Below are 20,827 nucleotides of genomic sequence, written 5' to 3'. Positions count from 1 at the left end.
GACGACCGCTCTTACGCCTTAGGGAGCAGACATGCCTGGACCGTCCAGGGGCAGTTCGGCGCTTGCGCCCGTAGCCATCACCGGCATGGGTGTGGTCACCCCCGGCGGGTGCACCCCGGACGAGCTGTGGGACACGCTGTGGGCCGGCCGGTCCACCGCCGCCGAGCTCACCCACTTCGACCTCAGCCGCCACCGGGTACGGATCGGCTGCCGCGTCCGCGGCCTGGAGGGCCTGGCCGGGCTCGTCCCGGCCAAGGAGGCCCGCCGGATGGACCCCTTCGCCCACTACGGGACGGCCGCTGCGCTGGCCGCCCACCGCGACGCGGGATCTCCCACCGCCGAGGCCGGGCGCACCGCCATCGTGGTGGGCAATGCCGTCGGCGGCCGGGCCAGCAGCGACCTGGAGTCCGCCCACTTCACCGAGGGCGGCCCGGCCCGGGTCAATCCGCTGATGCCGCTGATGACCATGCCCAATGCGGCCGCCGCCCACATCGCCATCCGGCTCGGCTGGACCGGTCCTGCACTCACCGTCGCCAACACGTGTGCCAGCGGCGCCGATGCGATCGGGCACGCGCTGATGCTGCTGCAGACCGGCCGCGCCGATCTCGTCATCGCCGGCGGCGCGGAGCACACCCTCACCCCGGTCACCCTGGCCGGCTTCGGCAACCTCAACGCGGTCTCGTTCCGCAACGAGGACCCGGAGCACGCCTCGCGCCCCTTCGACAAGGACCGCGACGGCTTCGTGATGGGCGAGGGCGCGGGGTTCGTCGTCCTGGAACGGCTGGAGGACGCGCGGGCGCGGGGGGCCAGGACGTACGGCCTGGTCGCCGGGTACGCCGCCACCGCCGACGCCCACCACCTCGCCATGCCGCTGCCCGACGGCGCGGGAGCCGCGGCGGCCATGGCCTCGGCCATCGCCGACGCCGGCCTCGACCCGTCCGACATCGTCCACGTCAATGCCCACGGCACCTCGACCCCGCACAACGACCGGTCCGAGGCCGCCGCCCTCACCAAGGTGTTCGGCACCGCCCAGCCGCCGGTCACCGCACCGAAGTCGGTCATCGGGCACCTGATCGGCGCCGCCGGAGCCGTGGAGCTCATCGCGACCGTGCAGGCCATGCGGCACTGCGAGGTACCGCCCACCGCCAACCACGAACAGCTGGAGCCAGGAATGGACATCGACGTCGTCCACGGCACACCCCGTGCCGTGCGCTCGGGCCCCGCGATCACGAACTCCTTCGGGTTCGGCGGCCACAACTCCTGCGTGGTGGTGGTGCCGGTATGACGCTGCTGTCCCTGCCCTCCCCCGTCCGCACGCTCACCGTCACCGAAGGCGAGATCACCGACTACCGCGGCGCCGCCCGGCGGGGGCTGCCCACCGCCCGGCCCGGCCGGGCCTCGCCCGTGCACACCTTCGTCCTCGCCCACGCGGTGGCCGAGCAGACCGTCGCCGCGCTGACGGCCGCCGAGCCCGGACCGGTCTCCGTGGTCCACCTCGGTCAGGACATCCGCACCGTGCGGCCGGTCAGGCCGGGCGAGCAGGTGAGCGTACGGCTGGAGGTGGCCGGTATCCGCAAGGAGCCGCGTGGCGCCCGTATCGCCCTGCGGGTCCGCCTCGTCGGTGAGGACGGCCCCGAGCCGTTCGCGGAACTGGCCATCTCCGCCCTGCTGGTCGGTGCGACGCTGCTGGAGCCGTTCGGCGACATCGCGGGCGGCCCCGCCGCCCCCACCCCGCTGGGGGCGGGCGAGGCGCAGAGCGCGGTGCACGAGCTGACCGGCGACTGGATCAGTACGTACGCCCACGCGTCCGGCGACCTGAACCCCATCCACCTCGACGAGCAGGCGGCCCGCGGGGCGGGCTTCGACACCGTCATCGCGCACGGCATGAGCGTGGTCGCCCTCGCGGTGGAGGAGGCCGTGGACCGCTTCGCGGGCGGCGACTGCGCCAAGGTGCGCGGTCTCGGCTGCCGCTTCTCGGCTCCCGTACCGCCCGGCGTCCCGCTGGAGATCACCCTGCAGCCCGATGCCGAGGCCCGCGTGGTCCGCTTCAGCTGCAAGACGCCGAAGGGCGCGGCCGTCAAGAGCGGCTGGATCGCATTCGAGCGGCCGGCCGCGGCGCAGGCGGGTGAGCTGCCGTGACCACCACCCAGGCCACCCCGGGCATCCCGGCCGCCCCGGTCGTCGAACTCGGCCTCCTCGGCGGGTTCCTGACCCAGGTCCGCGACCGCCCGCACGCCACGGCGCTCGTCTTCAACGGGGACGAGACCAGCTACCGGGAGCTGTACGAGCTCGCCGGACGGGAACGGGACCGCCTCACGCTCCTGGAGCTGGCCCCCGGAGTCCCGGTCGGTGTCCTGGCCGACAAGTCACCGGCCGCCGTGGCCCTCGTCCTGGGCTGCCTGCTGGCCCGCCGGCCGCTGCTGCTGCCGTCCCCGGCCCTCGCCGACACGCTTCTGGCCGATCTCTTCGCCCAGGCCGGCTGCGCCCACGTCCTCGCCCCCGGCGGCGAGGCCGCCCGGGTCGCACCCAACCCGGACGTCGCCGCCCAGCCGCTGCCGGCCGACGAGGCCGCGGACGTGGCCTTCATGCTCACCACCTCCGGCTCCACCAGCCTGCCCAAGATCGTCCCGATCGGCCTGGACGCCGTGGACCGGTTCACCCGGTGGGCCGGCAACGCCTTCGAGATCGGCCCCGACCGGACCGTCCTGAACTACGCCCCCCTCAACTTCGACCTGTGCCTCCTCGACGTGTGGACCACCCTGGCCCGCGGCGGCCGCGTGATCCTGGTCGACCCGGCGCTGGCCGCCCACGGACGCCACCTGCGCGACCTGGTCCAGCGCCACGCAGTGCACGTGGTGCAGGCCGTCCCGATGGCCTTCGGGCTGCTCCAGGACGCTGCCGACAAGAGTGGCGACGTCTTCCCCGGCGTCGAGCACGTCATGTTCACCGGCGACGCCATCCCCGACCGCACCTTCGCCGCCCTGCCCACCCTCTTCCCCAAGGCCCGCATCCACAACATCTACGGCTGTACGGAGACCAACGACAGCTTCGTCCACGAGGTCGAGCCCGCCGGGATCACGGCCGCCGCCTTCCCGCCCGTTCCCATCGGCCGCCCGCTGCCCGGCGTGCGCGCCCTGGTCCTGGACCCCGACACCCGTGCCCTCGTCGAAGGGCCCGGCAGCGGAGAGCTATTCGTCTCCACGCCCTTCCAGACCCGCGGCTACCTCGACCGGACCCGGCACGCCGACAAGTTCACCGCTCATCCGCTGGGCCTGGACGACCGGCGCTGGTTCCGCACCGGCGACCTCGTTCGGCGCGACGCGGCCGGCACCCTGCACCTGACCGGACGCACCGACTTCCAGGTCAAGGTCCGCGGAGTCGCCGTCAACACGGCCGAGATCGAACGGGTCCTGCAGGAACACCCCGCCGTACTGGAAGCGGGCGTCGCGGCCCTGCCCGACCCGATCGCCGGCAAGCGGCTCGTCGCCGCCGTCCACCGCGCCCCCGGCGCCACCCTGACCGGCCTGCAACTGCGCACGCACTGCGCCCGGCACCTGCCCAGGGCCGCGGTCCCCCACCAGCTCACCCTGACCGACACCCCGCTGCCCAAGACCGCCACCGGAAAGGTCGACCGCAAGGCGCTCGACCGGCTCGACCGGCCCGACTCCCCCACAGCCACGCCCGCACCCGCCACGACACCTGTCGTCACACCTCTCGCCGAAGGAATCCCGTCATGAGCAACATCGACACCATCAAGAACTTCGTCATCACCGAGTTCCTCCCGGGCAGCGCGGCCGCCGAACTCGCCGTCGACCACGACCTGCTCAACGACGGGGTCATCGACAGCCTGGGCGTCCTGAAGCTGATCGCCTGGGTCGAGGACCGCTTCGAGCTCGCCATCGGCGACGCCGACCTGGACCCCAACAACTTCCGCAGCGTCGAGGCGATCGACACCTTCATCGCGGAGGCCCGCCGCACGGCGGCCGCGTAGAACCACCCACCACCACCCCGACGTCAGACGAGACGGAGAGCGACCGTGCACGACGCACTCACCGGCCTGCTGGAACAGCGGGCCCCGGTCAGCCGGGAGACCTGGCGGTCCTGGTGGGACCAGCTCGGCGACGGCCGGCTGGACAAGGCCGAGGTCCTCGCCCTGCTGGCCTCCCTGACCAGCCGGCTACCGGACCACCAGACCCTGCGCCACCTGCTGGATTCGCTCGCCGAGCGCCGGCCGGCCGCGACGGTGACCACCTCCTGGGAGGGCACCGTGAACGTCGTCGGCACCGGCGGCGGGCCCCGGACCTTCAACATCTCCACCGCCTCCGCCTTCGTCGCCGCGGCCGCGGGGGTCAAGGTCGTCAAGACCGGGTCCAGGGCCTACACCAGCTCGCTGGGCTCCGTCGACCTGCTGGAACGGCTCGGTGTCCGTCTCACCTCCTCCTACGCCCAGACCGAGGACACCCTCGCCGCCCACGGGATCGCCTTCGCCGGACCCTTCGTCTACCCGGCGCAGCTGACCCGGCTGGCCCGGACGGTGGCCCCGTACGCCATGAAGCCCTTCGGCCGCTTCCTGAACGCGCTGGGCCCCTTCCTCGCCGACCTGCCCGTGGCCGCCCAGGTCACCGGGGTCTCGGCGGCAGCCCCCCTCGACACCCTGCGCCGGCTCGCCGCGACCACGACGACCCGCCGGATCTGGCTGACCGCGAACGACACCGGCGCGGACGAGCTGCTGCCCTTCGCCACCAACACCGTCCACGGGGAACACTCCCTGCCCCGGGTCATCCGGCCGGGCGAACTCACCCCGGGCGACGGCTCCTTCGCGGACCTGCGGCCGGCCCCCGACCCCGGCGCGGCCGTCGACCACTTCCTGTCCGTCCTGGCCGGCACGGCGGGCCGGGTGGCCACCCACACGGTCTGCCTGGGCGCGGCCGCCCTGGTGGTGGCCTGCGGCGTCCGCCGGGACTGGCCCTCCGCGGTCGCCCTCGCCGAGGGCGCGGTCCGCTCCGGCGAGGCCCACGACCTCGCGCGGCGCCTTGCGTCGGCGTCGGCCCCCCGCACACCGGCGGTGGCCCGTGCCTAGGCCTGCGGCGCTGACCGGGCGCACCCCGGCCACGGCCCGAACCAGCGGCCCGCCACCGGCGGCGGCCGCGCAGTGGGCGGGGACCTGGGCGGCCCCGACCTTGGCGGCCCGCCCCGCCCAGGCGTCGCCGGCCGGCGGCCCCGCACCCTTCTTTGCGACCCGGCGGCCCGGCGCTACCCCGGGGCTGGCCCTGTTCCTCAATGCGGGCGACCCGCCGCTGCCCCTCCTGCGGGACCTGGTCCTGATGCTCGACGAGGAGGGCGTGGACTGCCTGGAGTTGGCGGTCCCGTTCCCCGACTCGGTCACCGACGGCCCCGTCGTGCGGCGCTCGGCGCGCCGGGCGCTGGAGGGCGGCGGCGCCGGCCTGGACGACGTACTCGCCTTCATCGCGGGTGTTCGGCCGCACCTGGCGCACCTGCGGATCGCCCTGCTCGCCGACTGGAGCCACTCGCTCAAGGGCCGGGACCTCGCGGCCGCCACCCGCGAGATCGCCTCGGCGGGCGCGGACGGGCTCCTCGTCCACGCGCTGCCCCCGCGGCTGCGCGAGGCGCACCTGGAATCGGCGCGGGCGGCCGGGCTGCCGGTCGTCACCACCTGTTACGCCAGCAGCCCGGCGGACACCCGGGCGCAGGCCGCCGCCCAGGCCCGCGCCTACCTCTATCTCGTCGCCCACTACGGGCGCAGCGGGACCGCACCGGCCGCCGGCCATGCCGCGCTGGCGCAGACCGTCGCGGGCCTGCGGGCGCACACGACGTCCCCGATAGCCGTCGGCTTCGGGGTCAGCACACGGCAGGACGTGGAGGCCGTCGGGGCCGCCGGCGCGGACGCCGCGATCATCGGCTCCGCCGCGGTGGCCGCCGTGGAGCGGGCGCAGGAGGGCGGCCGGGATGTGACCGGCGCCTTCCGCGAGTTCGTCCGCTCGGTCCTGCCCGCAGCACCGCACTGACCTTCCCTGCCAGCGGAAGTGGGCTCCACCCCTCAGCAGCACCATCCGTGCACCACCTCACACCGGGAGACTGCCATGATCGTTCGTGACATCGAGTCCGTGAAGACCGTCGAGTGGGGCAACGGCCTCAGCCGCCGCTTCCTCCTGGCCGAGGACGGCCTGGGCTACTCGCTCACCGACACCACCGTCCTGGCCGGCACCAAGTCCCGCCTGGAGTACGTCAACCACCTGGAAGCCTGCTACTGCATCGAGGGCTCCGGCGAGGTCATCGAGCTCGACGGCACCTCGCACGAGATAGTCCCGGGCCGGATGTACGCCCTCGACCAGCACGACGCCCACTTCCTCGTCGCCAGCCCGCACGAGGACCTGCGCCTGGTCTGCGTGTTCTCGCCGGCGCTGCGCGGCGACGAGGTCCACAGCCTCGACGCCCACAGCTCCTCCGCCTACTGAGGCGCGCCTCGCGCGCGCACCGCTCGTCCGAACCGTCAGCCGAATCAACAAAGGGGTCCCTCGTGATCCGTTGGAACGCCGACCAGGCAGATCTGCGCGAAGGCCTGGAGTCGTGGGGAGACGCACTCAGCGCAGACCACATCGAACTCGACGAGCAGTCCGCCTTCTCGCAGGACAAGTGGAAGCTCGTGCAGAAGACCGGGATCCTGTCGCTGCCCTTCGACGAGGACTACGGAGGCCTCGGGCAGTCGCTCCTGACCACCATGTACGTGTTGGAGGGCCTCGGCGAGTACAACCGTGACTCGGGCCTGAGCTTCTCGGTCACCACGTCCCTGTGCTCCACCGGAATCCCGCTCCAGCAGTTCGGCACCGTGGAGCAGAAGGAGCGCTGGCTGCCGCGGATCTGCTCGGGCGAGGCGATCGGCGCCCACGCGATCACCGAGGCCGAGGGCGGCTCGGACGCCATGGCGATGACCACCCGGGCCGTGCGTGACGGGGACGACTTCGTCATCAACGGCAGCAAGGCCTTCGTCAGCAACGGACCGGTCGCGGACGTGATCGTGGTCTACGCCCGGACCCACCCGGACGGGGGCCCGCTGGGGACGACGGCGTTCCTGGTGGACCGCGACAGCCCCGGGCTGAGCGCCGGCAGGCCCGTCAAGAAGATGGGGCTGCGGACCTCTCCGCTGAGCGAACTGTTCTTCGACGATGTACGGGTGCCCAGGAGCGCGGTGCTCGGCAGGGTCGGAGGCGGGTTCCTGGTTCTGGACCACGTGATGAAACGGGAGATCCTCTTCTCCTTCATCGTCAACGTGGGCGAGATGCAGCACCGGCTGGAGCGGTGTGTCGACTACGCGAAGACGCGCAAGTCCTTCGGAAAGGCGATCGGTTCGTACCAGACGATCGCCAACAAGATCGTCGACACGAAGATCCAGCTGGAGACCGCCCGCAAGTGGCTCTACGACACCGGGGAGAAGCTGGAGGCGGGCGAGAACGTCACCGTGGACCTGGCCATCGCCAAGCTCGTCACGAGCGAGAGCAACCTGGCCACCAGCATCACCGCCGTGCAGATCTTCGGCGGCCACGGCTACATGTCGGAGTTCGGCCTGGAGCAGGACGTGCGCAACGCGCTGGGCGGCACGATCTACTCGGGGACGAACGAGATCCAGTACAACCGCATCGCCTCGATGCTGGGGCTGGGGCTGGGCAAGTGAGCACCGTGCGCCCGCTGTCCCAGACGCTGCTGAAGGTCTGCGGGGCCACGCAACCCCGCGACATCGAGGCGGCGGCGGCCGCCGGGGCGGACTGCGTCGGGCTCTGGCACGGCGTACCCGGCGGCCCGTCGGAACTCGCTCTGGACGGGCTCGCCGCCCTTGTGGCGGCGGCCCGGCCGGCCGGGCTCCTGCCGGTCCTGGTGACGTTCTTGGCCGACCCCGGCGAACTGGACCGGATCGTGCGGGGCACCGGTGTCGCCTGGGTCCAGCTCCACGCCTACCAGCCGCCGGCCGTCGTACGGGCGCTGCGCGAGGCGCTGCCGGCGGAGGTCGGCCTCGTCAAGGTGCTGCACGTCGACGAGGGGGGCGGCTGTGTGGAGCGCCCGCTGATCGGTGCGTACGAGCGGGCGGGCACCGATCTCTTCCTCCTCGACACCGCCACCGGGGACGGCCGGATCGGCAGTACCGGCGCCTGCCTGGATCCGGTCCGTCTCACGGCGCTGCTGCCCCGGCTCACCCGTCCCTTCCTCCTGGCCGGCGGTCTGACCCCGGCCAACCGCCCCGCCTACGAGGCGGTCGTCGGCCACAGCGGATTCCGCGGCATCGACGTGGACACGGCGGCGCGCGACCGGGCGACGGGCCGCTTCGGCGTCCCGGAGATCGCCGCCCTGGCCCGTGCCTGGCGCACCGGCACCCCCCGCACCGCCGGCACCTCCCGCACTACCGGCACCTCCCGCACTACCGGCATCTCTCGCACCACCGGCACCTCTCGCGCCGCCGGCACCGACCTCCCCGCCGGCACCGCCGGCGCTGCCGTCCCCGACCTTCCCCGACTGGAGCTCTCGCGATGACGAAGCAGAACCGGAACGGCTTCCCTTTTCTCGAGGCCCTCCTGGCCTGTGCGACCCCCGTGGTGATGGAGGTGAAACGGCGCGACGCCCACGGCTACGACATGCTCGGCGGCCGGACCCCCGCCGCGCTCGTGGAGGCGTACGAAACGGCGGGCGCCCCGTGCATCTCGGTGGTGACGGGCCGCTGGTTCGGCGGCTCGCCCGCGCTGCTGCGGGACGTGGCCGCCCTGAGCGGCCTTCCGCTCCTGCAGAAGGACTTCATCACCAGGAAGGACCAGGTCCGCACGGCGAAGGAGCTCGGGGCCTCGGCGGTGCTGCTGACGGCGGCGCTGCTCCCGGCGTCGAGCATGCGGACCCTGGTGACGGAGTGCCTGCTGGCCGGGCTCACCCCGTTCGTGGAGATCACGACGGAGGCCGAACTCGAAACGGTCCACCACCCCGAGGAGTGTGTGATCGCGGTCAACAACAAGGACATCAGGACCCGCGAGCGGGGCGCCGGCGACCTGGGCCGCTCCCTGGACCTGCTCCCGGCCCTGCGCGCGGCCGGCGCGGCCTGCCCGGTGAGCGCGAGCGGCATCGACGGCCCGGCGAGCGCCGCCCGCCTCCTCGACGCCGGCTTCGGCGGACTGCTGGTGGGCACCTCGCTGCTGCGCACGGGATCCCCCGTCGAGTGGGTGGACGCGATGGCGGGCGCCCGGAAGGGGCTGGCGCTGCGATGAACTCCCTTGCGGGCGGCGCACGCCCCCACACGCTGAACGCCGCGGGCATCCCCCTGTCGGGGCTCTGGGCACTGCCCGCGGGCGGGGAGGTCCGCTCCACGATCCTGGCCGTCCACGGCCGGGGCATGCGGGCGGCGTACTGGAACTCCTTCGTCCCCCTCGCCACCAGCCTGGGCCACGCGGTCCTGGCCCTGGACCGGCCGGGCTACGGCGACTCGGCAGACCTGCTCCCCGAGGGCCAGAGCCTGGCCGGCCAGGCGGAAACCCTGACCGCGGCCCTCAAGGAACACGCGGCCGCGCACACCATCGGCGCCGGCGTCTTCCTGCTGGGCCACTCCGACGGCGGCAAGGTGGCCCTCCACACGGCGGCCACCGACGGCGCCGTCCCCCTCCTGGGCCTGGACGCCTCGGGCGTCGGCTACCGCTACGACCCGCGGGCCCTGCACTTCCCCTCCACCCTCGGCGGCGGCGCCTCCACACTCAACTGGGGCCCCCTGAACCTCTACCCGCGCGGCACCTTCCAGGCCAGCCGTGCGCTGCTGGCCCCCACCCCGCCGCGCGAGTCCGCGGAAACCCTCCGGTGGCCGGGCCAGTACGAGGAGCTGGCCCCCCGCGTCCGCGTCCCGGTCCGCCTCACCTTCGCGGAGCACGAGGCGTGGTGGCGCCTGGACGGCTCCACCCTCGCCTCGATGGCATCCCTGCTGACCGCGGCCCCCCGGGTGAGCCTGGAACACCTGGCCGCGGCGGGCCACAACATCAGCCTCGGCCACGCGGCCACCGCCTACCACCTGCGTGTGCTGGCCTTCCTGGAGGACTGCCTGCGCTCCTAGCCCCCACGGCTCACGGCTCGCGCGGCTCGCGCGGTTGGCCGCGTACGCCGGCCGGCCGCGCCCCACGGAAAAGGGGCGCGGCCGGCCGGTCATCGGGAGGGCTGGGCGGTCAGGCGGCCACCACCCGGCTCACCAGCTGGTCGCGGATCCGGGCCGGGAGCGCCGGCGCGAACCGCTGCAGGTAGTGGTCCATGTGGGAGTCGTCGCTCATCAGGAAGGGGAGGTCGAAGACCAGGAGCTTGCGGACCGCCAGCAGCGGCAGGGGGGCGCGCAGCGGGCGGAAGTCCTCGTTGTAGAGGCCCGGTTCCTCGCAGACCGGGTGGAACTGCCCGATCATCAGCCCCTCGGCGACGAACTCGTCCTTCGCCTTGCGCTGGAGTTCGTCCAGCTCCACCGAGTCCGTCGGGTCGAAGCCGGGCAGGACCAGCAAGATGGTGAGGAGTTCGCGGTCCTGCGGCGACAGCGGCTGCGAGAGGGCCGCGTGGCGGGTGCGCAGCGAGTCGACGGCCATGGCCAGGTCCTCGCATCCGGCGGACGGCAGGGCCAGGTGGAAGAGTTCCTTGCGCAGTGAGGGCTGGGTGTACGGGCACACCGGTCCGGTGCGGCCCAGTTCGGGGTGGCTGGAGACGAGGAAGTCGCGGCTCCACATGAGTACTTGGAGCAGCGGTCCGATGGCTTCGGGGGGCGCCTCGCCGCGGGCGACCTGGCCGGTGGTCCAGGACTGGATCAGGTCGTCTCCCCTCATCGGGGGTTCCTCCACATCGGTCGCAGTACGGGTCCGCCGTCGGGCAGGGTGATGTCCGTGCCCAGGCGGTCGAAGCCGGCGCGCCGGGTGACGGCTTCGCCGCCGGGTGAGCTGGCCTCGGTGTAGGCGCCGACGCCGTCGGCGTCGGCGCGGGCGGTGATCTGGGCGAGGAGGGTGGACATCAGGCCGCCCTGCTGGCGGCCGGGGCGGACGGCGCCGAAGGAGGCGTAGTAGTGCGGGGTGTGCGGGTGGCGTTCGGCCTGGAGGCGGGCGATGGTGCGCAGCGCGTGGGTGTGGCGGCCCAGCGCGTGGGCGAAGGCGGCGTCCAGGGCGGTCTCGTCCACCTCGGCGCCGGGCGGCAGGAACAAGAGCACCGCGTCGCCGTCGTCGGTGGTGAGCACCCCGTCGTGGGCGGCGGAGAGTTCGACGAAGACGTGGAAGAACCCGGGGAGCAGTTCGGTGCGCAGCCGCTGGTCGGGGATCATCCAGCGGGTCAGTGCGTCGTCGTGGAAGGCGGCGGACAGCAGGGCGGACAGGTGGGCGTGGGACGGCGGGTGGGGTCGGGGTAAGGCGGTCGGGCTGGGCGCGTTCGGGGACAAGGCGAGGACCTCCGGTCGGAAGGACGAGAAGAGAGGTGGGAGGGGGTGTAGGGGCCGGGAGGTGGGGGGTGCGGGGGAAGGCGGGGCGGGGGTGGGGTTGCCGTCGGTCAGGTTGTCGTGCGGGCGTGTGCGGCCAGTTCTTCCACGCGTGCGTGCAGGGTCGGCAGGTAGTGCTCGGACTCCGGCTTGATCAGGACGCTGCGGATCACGCGGGCCGCGTCCGCGTCCCGGGTCACGTGCGGGTGGCGGCGTAGGAAGGCGTCCGCGTCCGCGCGCAGCACGCTCAGGAACACGGGGTCCGCCTCCGCGGTCATGCCGTCGCGCAGCAGCCGGTTCGAGGCGGCGTCGATGGTGGACAGGGATGTGCCGGCCAGGGTGGGGAAGTAGGTGACGATGTCGAGGTCCGGGCGCTGGTAGAGGTCCAGTTCGTCGGAGGCGGTCAGCAGGTCGGCCCAGTGCAGTGCGGCCCGGCGGTTCGCGGCGAGGATCCGTCCGAAGCCGTCCGGTGTGAGCGGCAGCAGTTGCAGGGTCAGCCACAGGGCGGCGGCGGCCGCGCCCGCCCGTGAGCATTCCAGGCTGATCTCGCCCAGGTGGAGGTCGGCGTCGGTGAAGTAGGTGTACGGCGAGTCGTGTGCGAAGTGCCGGCCGGCTCGCGGGTCGGGGAAGAGGACCGCGCCGCAGCCGTAGGGCTGCAGGCCCTGCTTGTGGGGGTCCACGACCATGGAGTCGCATGCGGCGATCGCCTGCCAGGGGGCCGCGTCGATTTCGCCGGTGCCGGCCCGGCCCAGGATGGCGTAGAAGCCGCCGTAGGCCGCGTCGACGTGGACGCGTGCCCCGTAGCGGCGGGCCAGTGGCAGGACTTCGTGGACCGGGTCGACCGCCCCGAGGCCGGTGGTTCCGGTGGTGACGACGACGGTGCCGATGCGTCCGCCGCGCAGGGCGGCCTCCAGCGCGTCGAGGTCGATGCGGCCGTGCGCGTCGGTGGGGATGCGGTGGCCCTGCATGCCCAGGACGTGGCACATCCGCTCGTGGGTGTAGTGGCATTCGCCGCTGTAGGCGATGCCGCGGTCCGGGTGGAGCTGGCGGGCGACGTAGAGGGCCTCCAGGTTGGCCATGGTGCCGCTGGTGGTGAGGTGTCCGACGTGGGCGTCGAGTCCGAACATGGCGGCGAGTTCGGCGACCGCCTCCCGTTCCATCTCGGTGGTCGCGGGCCCGCCTTCGGCGGCGTGGTTGTTGGGGTTGAAGAGCATGGCGGTGAGGTAGCCGGTGACGGCTGCCGGGTGCGGCGGTTTGACCATCTGTCCGGCGTAGCGCGGGTGGAAGAACGGGTAGTTGTGGTCCATCCGCTTGGCGAGGCGGTCGAAGGCCTCGGTGAAGGCGTCGGGGTGGACGCGGTGGGCGTCGTGGGTCCGGTACGGGCCGAACTGCCCTCCCCACCGCTGCGCCACGGTGAGCGCGCGCGGCAGCCAGTCGGTCAGGTCGTGCAGGTCGTGCAGGTCCACGGGTGCCTCCCCCAGCGGCCGCCCGGGTGGCGGCACGAGTCGGGCGTACGCGGTCGTACGTACGCAAGAGGAGGGTTACGAAGGCCCCGCAAGGCCCGCGCAACGCCTGACGCCCGCACACCATCTGGGCTCCAGTGATGCGCAAGCCGTATCTGGTGCACTCGCGGCGCGACAGCCACGCGGGGTACTCCCTGCTGCCGGCTGCTCCGGGGGGACCGGCGCACCGGGTGCCGGCCGTCCTCGGCGTGTTCGGCCCCGCTCGCGGGCGTCCGCCCGCACCGCGCCCCCATTTTTTCTTTCCAGGAGGAAGATTCCATGGTCACCAGACGCAGCTTGCTCGGCGGCGCCGTCGCCGCGACCGGCGCCGGCCTGCTCACCAGTGGTGGTCTGACGCCGCTGCTGCGTGCCCGGGGGGCCGAGGCCTCCGGTACGGGCGCGGCCGGGAGCGGGCCGGTCACCGTCCCGCCGCCGTTCAGCGTGCGGATGCCGATGGCCTCGGTGCTCCAGCCGATATCGACGGTGGGCGGCCAGGACACGTACGCGGTCACCATCAAGGAGGTGGCGCGGGAGATCATCCCCGGTGTGCAGACGAAGGTGTTGACCTACGACGGCCAGTTCCCGGGGCCGGTGTTGCGGGCGCGCAGCGGGCGCAGGGTGGTGATCCGCCACCGCAACGCCCTCACGATGCCGGTCTCGGTCCATCTGCACGGCGGGAGCGTCTCGCCGGAGAACGACGGCGGCCCGATGGACACGTTCGGGCCGAACACCTCGCGCACCTACACCTACCCGAACCAGCAGCCGGGCGCCGGCCTGTGGTTCCACGACCACGCGCACCACATGGAGTCGGAGCATGTCTTCCGTGGCCTGTCCGCCGCGTATCTGCTGTCGGACGAGGCCGAGCGGTCGCTGCCGCTGCCGTCCGGCCAGTACGAGGTTCCGATCGCGCTGCGTGACGCCCGCTTCGACGAGGCCGGCCAGCTGGTCTACGTGATGGACGACGTGTTCGGCCGGACCACCATCCTCGCCAACGGACGCCCGAGTCCGTACGTCGAGGTCGCGGCCCGCAAGTACCGCTTCCGGCTGCTGAACTCGTCCAACATGCGCTTCTTCCAGCTGCGTCTGTCGGACGGCGGGCAGATGGTCCAGATCGGTACGGACGGCGGTCTGCTGGAACACCCCTTCGCGACGGACACCATCGGGCTGTCGCCGGCGGAGCGGGCGGATGTGGTCATCGACTTCTCGCGCTACCGGGTCGGTACGAAGATCGTCTTGGAGAACACTTTGGGGCCGGGGACGCCCGAGCAGGTGGGCAAGGTGCTGCGCTTCGACGTCGTGCGGACGGCGTCCGATGCGAGCCGGGTGCCCGAGACGCTGCGCTCCCTGCCGGCCATGGCGAAGGCCACGGTCCAGCGCAGCATCGTCTTGAGCATGGACGAGGACGGCCGCCAGGAGCCGCAGGGGTTCATGGACGGGCAGGTGTGGGACTACCAGCGCATCGACCAGACCATCGCCCACGGGAGCTCGGAGATCTGGACGGTCACCAACGCCAACAAGGTCGTCCCGCACAACTTTCACATGCACCTGGTCCAGTTCCGGGTGCTGGAGCGCAACGGGGCGCCGGTGGCTCCGGGCGAGGCCGGGCTGAAGGACACGGTCCGGCTGTTCCCCGGCGAGAGCGTGAAGCTGCACGCCACTTTCGACACGTTCAGGGGGACGTACGTCTACCACTGCCATCTGCTGGACCACTCGGCGATGGGCATGATGGCCAATTTCCGTATCCGGTAGCGGTGCCCGCGGGGGATGCGCCGCTTGGAGCGGAGGTGGGGGAACCGGCCAGGTCCGCTCGACGCGCTCTCAAGGACGGGCCGAGGACCGGGCGGCAGGATCCTCGGCAACAGACCGTGTCCGGCCGTGTCCCCCACGCCCGACCCCTGACCGATCCGACCGTCGTACCCGAATCCGTGCCCACACCACCAGGAGTGAGATGTCCCGTCGTCTGTTCACCTCGGAGTCCGTGACCGAGGGACACCCCGACAAGATCGCCGACCAGATCAGCGACACGATCCTCGACGCGCTCCTCGCACAAGACCCGGCCTCGCGGGTGGCGGTGGAGACGCTGATCACCACCGGTCTGGTGCACATAGCCGGCGAGGTCACCACGCAGGCCTACGCCCCCATCGCGCAGCTGGTGCGGGCCAAGATCCTGGAGATCGGCTACGACTCCTCGCAGAAGGGCTTCGACGGCGCCTCCTGTGGCGTGTCGGTGTCCATCGGCGCGCAGTCCCCGGACATCGCGCAGGGTGTCGACGCGGCCTACGAGAGCCGGGTGGAGGGCGATGAGGACGAGTTGGACCGGCAGGGTGCCGGCGATCAGGGCTTGATGTTCGGCTACGCCTGCGACGAGACGCCCGAGCTCATGCCGCTGCCGATCCACCTCGCGCACCGGCTTTCGCGCCGGCTGTCGGAGGTCCGCAAGAACGGGACGATCCCCTACCTGCGTCCCGACGGCAAGACGCAGGTCACCATCGAGTATGACGGTGAGCGGGCCGTGCGCCTGGACACGGTCGTCGTCTCGACCCAGCACGCATCCGATGTCGACCTGGAGGCCCTGCTGGCGCCGGACGTCCGCGCCTCGGTCGTCGAGTACGTGCTGGCCCGGCTCGCCGAGGACGGCATCAAGCTGGAGACCGAGGGCTACCGGCTTTTGGTGAACCCGACCGGCCGTTTCGAGATCGGCGGCCCGATGGGCGACGCCGGCCTGACCGGCCGCAAGATCATCATCGATACGTACGGGGGGATGGCCCGCCACGGTGGCGGCGCGTTCTCCGGGAAGGACCCGTCCAAGGTCGACCGCTCCGCCGCGTACGCGATGCGCTGGGTCGCCAAGAACGTCGTCGCGGCCGGTCTCGCCTCGCGGTGCGAGGTGCAGGTCGCGTACGCGATCGGCAAGGCCGAGCCGGTGGGTCTGTTCGTGGAGACCTTCGGTACCCACACCGTGCCCACCGACCGTATCGAGCGGGCCATCGGCGAGGTCTTCGACCTGCGTCCGGCCGCGATCATCCGTGATCTGGACCTGTTGCGCCCGATCTACGCGCAGACCGCCGCGTACGGGCACTTCGGCCGTGAGCTGCCGGACTTCACGTGGGAGCGCACCGACCGCGCCGAGCGGCTGAAGGCCGTCGCCGCCGCCTGAGCACCCCGGGCGCGCGCACGGCCCCCACCAGCCCCCCACACCGCCCCGTCCCGCCCCGCCAGGCACCCCCACACCCCCCACACCCACACCCCCACACCCACACCCCGCCCCGCCCCGCCCCGCCTCGCCCCGCCCCGCCCCGCCCCGCCGGCATCAGACCAGTTCACAGGAGTCCACGTGCGTATCGCGGTGACCGGATCCATCGCCACAGATCACCTCATGGCCTTCCCGGGCCGGTTCGTCGACCAGCTGCTCCCCGACCAGCTGGAACACGTCTCGTTGTCGTTCCTCGTCGACACCCTCCAGGTGCGGCGGGGCGGAGTGGCGGCCAACATCGCCTTCGGCCTCGGCGGCCTCGGCCTCGACCCCCTGCTGGTGGGCGCCGTGGGCCCGGACTTCGCCGAGTACGAGGTCTGGCTCAAGGAACACGGCGTCGACACCGGCTCGGTGTACGTCTCCTCGGACCACCAGACCGCCCGCTTCATGTGCATGACCGACCAGGACACCAACCAGATAGCCGCCTTCTACGCGGGCGCCATGGCCGAGGCCGGCCGTGTCGACCTGCGCGCCGTCCATGACCGCGCCCCCCTCGACCTGGTGCTCGTCTCGCCCAACGATCCCGGCGCGATGGTCCGCCACACCGAGCAGGCCCGGGACCTGGACATCGATTTCGCCGCCGACCCCTCGCAGCAGCTCGCCCGCCTCACCGGCGCCGAGGTCCGCAGCCTGGTCACCGGGGCCCGCTGGCTGTTCACCAACGAGTACGAGTCCGCGCTGCTGCGTGAACGGGCCGGGTGGAGCCGCCAGGAGGTCCTGGACCGCGTCGGTACGTGGGTCACCACCCTGGGCGCGCAGGGCGTCCGTATCGACCGCATGGGCGCGCCGGCCGTCACGGTCGGCGCGGTTCCCGACGTCCGCGCCGAGGACCCGACCGGTGTCGGCGACGCCTTCCGCTCCGGCTTCCTGGCCGCCGTCAGCTGGGGCCTAAAGCTGGAGAGCGCCGCGCAGCTCGGCTGCGCGATGTCGGCGCTGGCCTTGGTGACGGTCGGATCCCAGGCGTACGAGGTCCGGCCCGAGCGTCTGCTGGCCACCGTTCGCGCGGTGTACGGGGAGCATGCGGCCGGGCTGCTGGAGGCGAAGCTGGGGCGGTCGGCATGACGGTGAACGCGCAGATGCGGGCCGATGCCCTGCGGGAGGCGCTCGCGACCCGTGTGGTGGTCGCCGACGGGGCGATGGGGACGATGCTGCAGGCGCAGGACCCCTCGATGGAGGACTTCCAGCAGCTGGAGGGCTGCAACGAGGTTCTGAACGTGACGCGTCCGGACATCGTGCGGACGGTGCACGAGGCGTACTTCGCGGTGGGTGTGGACTGCGTCGAGACGAACACCTTCGGTGCGAACTTCGCGGCTCTGGCGGAGTACGACATCGCGGAGCGCAATTTCGAGCTGTCGCAGGCGGGTGCCCGTATCGCCCGCGAGGTCGCCGACGAGTTCACGGCGTCGACGGGGCAGCAGCGCTGGGTTCTCGGCTCCATGGGCCCCGGCACCAAGCTGCCCACCCTGGGCCACATCACCTACGCGAAGATCCGCGACGCCTACCAGATCAACGCCGAGGGCCTGATCACCGGCGGCGCCGACGCGCTGCTCGTCGAGACCACCCAGGACCTCCTGCAGACCAAGTCCTCCATTATCGGTGCCCGGCGCGCCATGGAGGCCCTCGGGGTCACCGTCCCGCTGATCTGCTCCGTCACCGTCGAGACCACCGGCACGATGCTGCTGGGCTCCGAGATCGGTGCGGCCCTGACGGCGCTGGAGCCGCTGGGTATCGACATGGTCGGTCTGAACTGTGCGACCGGCCCCGCGGAGATGAGCGAGCACCTGCGGTATCTGGCGCGCAACGCCCGTATCCCGCTGTCCTGCATGCCCAACGCCGGCCTGCCCGTCCTGACCAAGGACGGCGCGCACTACCCGCTCAGCGCCCCCGAGCTGGCCGAAGCACAGGAGACCTTCGTCCGCGAGTACGGGCTTTCTCTGGTGGGTGGTTGCTGTGGGACGACGCCGGAGCATCTGCGGCAGGTCGTCGAGCGGGTCCGCGGCACCGCGATCACCGCTCGCACCCCCAGCCCGAGCCCGGCGCCGCCTCGCTCTACCAGACGGTTCCGTTCCGCCAGGACACCTCGTACATGGCCATCGGTGAGCGCACCAACGCGAACGGGTCGAAGAAGTTCCGTGAGGCGATGCTGGAGGCCCGCTGGGACGACTGCGTGGAGATGGCACGGGACCAGATCCGTGAGGGCGCGCACATGCTCGACCTCTGCGTGGACTACGTGGGCCGCGACGGCGTCGCGGACATGGCGGAGCTTGCGGGCCGCTTCGCCACGGCCTCCACGCTGCCGATCGTGTTGGACTCGACCGAGGTTCCCGTCCTCCAGGCGGGCCTGGAGAAGCTCGGCGGGCGTGCGGTCATCAACTCGGTGAACTACGAGGACGGTGACGGTGCGGAGTCCCGCTTCGCGAAGGTCACCCGACTGGCGCAGGAGCACGGCGCCGCGCTGATCGCGCTGACCATCGACGAACAGGGCCAGGCCCGCACCGTCGAGCACAAGGTCGCCATTGCCGAACGGCTGATCGGGGACCTGACGGGGAACTGGGGGATCCGGGAGTCGGACATCCTCATCGACACACTGACGTTCACGATCTGCACCGGGCAGGAGGAGTCCCGGAAGGACGGTATCGCCACGATCGAGTCGATCCGCGAGCTCAAGCGCCGCCACCCGGACGTCCAGACCACGCTGGGTCTGTCGAACATTTCCTTCGGGTTGAATCCGGCTGCGCGGGTCCTGTTGAACTCGGTGTTCCTGGACGAGTGTGTGAAGGCGGGTCTGGATTCGGCGATCGTGCACGCGTCGAAGATCTTGCCGATCGCGCGTTTCGATCAGGAGCAGGTCGCCACGGCGCTGGATCTGATCTATGACCGGCGGGCGGAGGGCTACGACCCGCTGCAGAAGCTGATGGCCCTCTTCGAGGGGGTCAACACCAAGTCGCTGAAGGCCGGGCGGGCCGAGGAGCTCCTTGCGCTGCCGCTGGACGAGCGGTTGCAGCGGCGGATCATCGACGGTGAGAAGAACGGCCTGGAGGGCGATCTCGACGAGGCCCTGCAGACCCGTCCCGCCCTCGGCATCGTCAACGACACGCTGTTGGAGGGCATGAAGGTCGTCGGTGAGCTGTTCGGCTCCGGCCAGATGCAGCTCCCGTTCGTGCTGCAGTCCGCGGAGGTCATGAAGACGGCCGTCGCCTACCTCGAGCCGCACATGGAGAAGACCGACGACGAGGGCAAGGGCACGATCGTGCTGGCCACGGTCCGCGGCGACGTCCACGACATCGGCAAGAACCTCGTCGACATCATCCTCACCAACAACGGCTACAACGTCGTCAACATCGGGATCAAGCAGCCCGTCTCCGCGATCTTGGAGGCGGCGCAGGAGCACAAGGCCGATGTGATCGGCATGTCCGGGCTGCTGGTGAAGTCGACCGTGATCATGAAGGAGAACCTTCAGGAGCTCAACCAGCGCAAGCTGGCGGCCGACTACCCGGTGATCCTCGGCGGTGCGGCCCTCACCCGCGCCTACGTCGAACAAGACCTCCACGAGATCTACGAGGGCGAAGTCCGCTACGCCCGCGACGCCTTCGAAGGCCTGCGCCTCATGGACGCCTTGATGGGGGTGAAACGCGGTGTTCCCGGCGTCGTGTTGCCGCCCCTGAAGCAGCGCCGCGTCGCCCGGCGCGATACGCCGCTCCTGGTGGCGGGGCCCCAGCCCGGCGGCCGCTCCGACGTGTCCGTCGACCACCCGGTCCCCACCCCGCCGTTCTGGGGCACCCGCGTCGTCAAGGGCATCCCGCTCAAGGAGTACGCGTCCTGGCTGGACGAGGGCGCCCTGTTCAAGGGCCAGTGGGGTTTGAAGGACAGCGAGACCATCGAGACGGACGGGCGGCCCCGGCTGCGCGGCTGGCTGGAGCGCCTGCACACCGGCGGGCTGCTGGAGGCGGCTGTCGTGCACGGCTACTTCCGGTGTGTCTCCAAGGGCGAGGACCTGATCGTCCTGGACGAGAACGGATCCGAGCGGACCCGTTTCACCTTTCCCCGCCAGGGCCGCGGCCGCCGGCTGTGCCTGGCGGACTTCTTCCGCTCCGAGGACAGCGGGGCAACCGACGTCGTGGGCTTCCAGGTGGTCACCGCCGGCAGCCGCATCGGGCAGGAGACGGCCCGGCTCTTCGCCGCCGACGCCTACCGCGAGTACATGGAGCTGCACGGCCTGTCCGTGCAGCTCGCCGAGGCCCTGGCCGAGTACTGGCACGCCCGCGTCCGCGGCGAGCTGGGCATCGCCGGATCGGATCCGGGGTCCATGGACGGCATGTTCCGCACCGAGTACCAGGGCTGCCGCTACTCGCTGGGCTATCCCGCCTGCCCCGACCTGGAGGACCGCGCGAAGATCGCCGCTCTTCTGCAGCCGGAGCGGATCGGGGTGCGCCTGTCGGAGGAGTTCCAGCTCCACCCGGAGCAGTCCACCGACGCGATCGTGGTCCATCACCCCGAAGCCAAGTATTTCAACGCCCGTTGAGATCGGATGAGTTGGAAAGGAGTCCGACATGCCGGCTGCTCTGGCCGCCACCACCGACCGCCCCCGCACCCTTAATACTG

General features: G+C 71.9%; 17 protein-coding genes and 1 pseudogene. 15 read left to right on the top strand and 3 right to left on the bottom strand.

Going from position 1 to position 20,827, the window contains the following annotated elements:
* Positions 1-31 precede the first annotated feature (31 nt).
* From OG332_RS46355 to OG332_RS46305, 11 genes are all read left to right on the top strand, one after another.
* Positions 32-1,285 carry a beta-ketoacyl-[acyl-carrier-protein] synthase family protein gene (locus OG332_RS46355; protein ID WP_327411565.1) on the top strand — a complete coding sequence of 418 codons (1,254 nt, stop codon included), beginning with the start codon at positions 32-34 and terminating at the stop codon, positions 1,283-1,285.
* On the top strand, positions 1,282-2,139 hold the full coding sequence (locus tag OG332_RS46350) for a MaoC family dehydratase (RefSeq protein ID WP_327411566.1): 858 nt from the start codon (positions 1,282-1,284) through the stop codon (positions 2,137-2,139). The genes OG332_RS46355 and OG332_RS46350 overlap by 4 nt, the downstream gene beginning before the upstream one ends.
* Positions 2,136-3,737 carry an AMP-binding protein gene (locus OG332_RS46345; protein ID WP_327411567.1) on the top strand — a complete coding sequence of 534 codons (1,602 nt, stop codon included), beginning with the start codon at positions 2,136-2,138 and terminating at the stop codon, positions 3,735-3,737. Before OG332_RS46350 ends, OG332_RS46345 begins: the two co-directional genes overlap by 4 nt.
* Positions 3,734-3,991, top strand: coding sequence for a phosphopantetheine-binding protein (locus tag OG332_RS46340; RefSeq protein WP_327411568.1), 258 nt, complete (start codon positions 3,734-3,736; stop codon positions 3,989-3,991). The genes OG332_RS46345 and OG332_RS46340 overlap by 4 nt, the downstream gene beginning before the upstream one ends.
* 45 nt (positions 3,992-4,036) lie before the next feature.
* Positions 4,037-5,080, top strand: a complete 1,044-nt coding sequence (locus OG332_RS46335; RefSeq protein WP_327411569.1) for a hypothetical protein — start codon at positions 4,037-4,039, stop codon at positions 5,078-5,080.
* A 100-nt stretch (positions 5,081-5,180) separates the two neighbouring features.
* A complete protein-coding gene (trpA, locus tag OG332_RS46330; protein WP_442816321.1) occupies positions 5,181-6,026 on the top strand; it encodes a tryptophan synthase subunit alpha in 846 nt (281 codons plus the stop codon).
* A gap of 75 nt (positions 6,027-6,101) precedes the next feature.
* Positions 6,102-6,476 carry an ectoine synthase gene (locus OG332_RS46325; protein ID WP_030721055.1) on the top strand — a complete coding sequence of 125 codons (375 nt, stop codon included), beginning with the start codon at positions 6,102-6,104 and terminating at the stop codon, positions 6,474-6,476.
* 62 nt (positions 6,477-6,538) lie between these two features.
* Positions 6,539-7,690 (top strand): acyl-CoA dehydrogenase family protein, encoded by a 1,152-nt coding sequence (locus OG332_RS46320; protein WP_327411571.1) that lies wholly within the window; start codon positions 6,539-6,541, stop codon positions 7,688-7,690.
* Positions 7,687-8,541, top strand: a complete 855-nt coding sequence (locus tag OG332_RS46315; protein ID WP_327411572.1) for an N-(5'-phosphoribosyl)anthranilate isomerase — start codon at positions 7,687-7,689, stop codon at positions 8,539-8,541. Before OG332_RS46320 ends, OG332_RS46315 begins: the two co-directional genes overlap by 4 nt.
* Complete coding sequence (locus OG332_RS46310; RefSeq protein ID WP_327411573.1) at positions 8,538-9,260, top strand: indole-3-glycerol-phosphate synthase; 723 nt, start codon at positions 8,538-8,540, stop codon at positions 9,258-9,260. Before OG332_RS46315 ends, OG332_RS46310 begins: the two co-directional genes overlap by 4 nt.
* Positions 9,257-10,090 (top strand): alpha/beta hydrolase, encoded by an 834-nt coding sequence (locus tag OG332_RS46305; RefSeq protein ID WP_327411574.1) that lies wholly within the window; start codon positions 9,257-9,259, stop codon positions 10,088-10,090. Before OG332_RS46310 ends, OG332_RS46305 begins: the two co-directional genes overlap by 4 nt.
* A gap of 109 nt (positions 10,091-10,199) precedes the next feature.
* Here OG332_RS46305 and OG332_RS46300 read toward each other — a convergent pair whose 3' ends face one another.
* The 3 genes from OG332_RS46300 to OG332_RS46290 form a co-directional block, all read right to left on the bottom strand.
* On the bottom strand, positions 10,200-10,835 hold the full coding sequence (locus tag OG332_RS46300) for a DUF6875 domain-containing protein (RefSeq protein WP_327411575.1): 636 nt from the start codon (positions 10,833-10,835) through the stop codon (positions 10,200-10,202).
* Positions 10,832-11,434 carry a hypothetical protein gene (locus OG332_RS46295; protein WP_327411576.1) on the bottom strand — a complete coding sequence of 201 codons (603 nt, stop codon included), beginning with the start codon at positions 11,432-11,434 and terminating at the stop codon, positions 10,832-10,834. The genes OG332_RS46300 and OG332_RS46295 overlap by 4 nt, the downstream gene beginning before the upstream one ends.
* 107 nt (positions 11,435-11,541) lie before the next feature.
* Positions 11,542-12,936 (bottom strand): pyridoxal phosphate-dependent decarboxylase family protein, encoded by a 1,395-nt coding sequence (locus OG332_RS46290; protein ID WP_442816088.1) that lies wholly within the window; start codon positions 12,934-12,936, stop codon positions 11,542-11,544.
* A gap of 315 nt (positions 12,937-13,251) precedes the next feature.
* On the opposite strand from OG332_RS46290, the gene OG332_RS46285 reads away from it, so the two are divergent.
* The 4 genes and pseudogenes from OG332_RS46285 to metH all read left to right on the top strand — a co-directional run bounded on the left by OG332_RS46285 (position 13,252) and on the right by metH (position 20,747).
* Positions 13,252-14,721, top strand: a complete 1,470-nt coding sequence (locus OG332_RS46285) for a multicopper oxidase family protein (RefSeq protein WP_327411577.1) — start codon at positions 13,252-13,254, stop codon at positions 14,719-14,721.
* A 199-nt stretch (positions 14,722-14,920) separates the two neighbouring features.
* On the top strand, positions 14,921-16,129 hold the full coding sequence (gene metK, locus OG332_RS46280; protein WP_327411578.1) for a methionine adenosyltransferase: 1,209 nt from the start codon (positions 14,921-14,923) through the stop codon (positions 16,127-16,129).
* A 177-nt stretch (positions 16,130-16,306) separates the two neighbouring features.
* Positions 16,307-17,287, top strand: a complete 981-nt coding sequence (locus tag OG332_RS46275; RefSeq protein WP_327411579.1) for a carbohydrate kinase family protein — start codon at positions 16,307-16,309, stop codon at positions 17,285-17,287.
* Positions 17,284-20,747: pseudogene (metH, locus tag OG332_RS46270) on the top strand (methionine synthase). Before OG332_RS46275 ends, metH begins: the two are co-directional and overlap by 4 nt.
* The last annotated feature ends 80 nt before the right edge of the window (positions 20,748-20,827 follow it).

Origin of the sequence: Streptomyces sp. NBC_01233, from assembly GCF_035989305.1 — a bacterium.
Taxonomy (GTDB): domain Bacteria; phylum Actinomycetota; class Actinomycetes; order Streptomycetales; family Streptomycetaceae; genus Streptomyces.
The sequence above is the reverse complement of the archived record's forward strand: the minus strand, read 5'-3'. Positions and strand labels throughout refer to the sequence as shown.

Coding starts and splice junctions, on each gene's coding strand:
- OG332_RS46340 (WP_327411568.1), top strand. CDS start 3,734: ATGAGCAACATCGACACCATCAAGAACTTCGTCATCACCGAGTTCCTC.
- OG332_RS46325 (WP_030721055.1), top strand. CDS start 6,102: ATGATCGTTCGTGACATCGAGTCCGTGAAGACCGTCGAGTGGGGCAAC.
- OG332_RS46300 (WP_327411575.1), bottom strand. CDS start 10,835: ATGAGGGGAGACGACCTGATCCAGTCCTGGACCACCGGCCAGGTCGCC.
- metK (WP_327411578.1), top strand. CDS start 14,921: ATGTCCCGTCGTCTGTTCACCTCGGAGTCCGTGACCGAGGGACACCCC.
- OG332_RS46355 (WP_327411565.1), top strand. CDS start 32: ATGCCTGGACCGTCCAGGGGCAGTTCGGCGCTTGCGCCCGTAGCCATC.
- OG332_RS46285 (WP_327411577.1), top strand. CDS start 13,252: ATGGTCACCAGACGCAGCTTGCTCGGCGGCGCCGTCGCCGCGACCGGC.
- OG332_RS46350 (WP_327411566.1), top strand. CDS start 1,282: ATGACGCTGCTGTCCCTGCCCTCCCCCGTCCGCACGCTCACCGTCACC.
- OG332_RS46305 (WP_327411574.1), top strand. CDS start 9,257: ATGAACTCCCTTGCGGGCGGCGCACGCCCCCACACGCTGAACGCCGCG.
- OG332_RS46310 (WP_327411573.1), top strand. CDS start 8,538: ATGACGAAGCAGAACCGGAACGGCTTCCCTTTTCTCGAGGCCCTCCTG.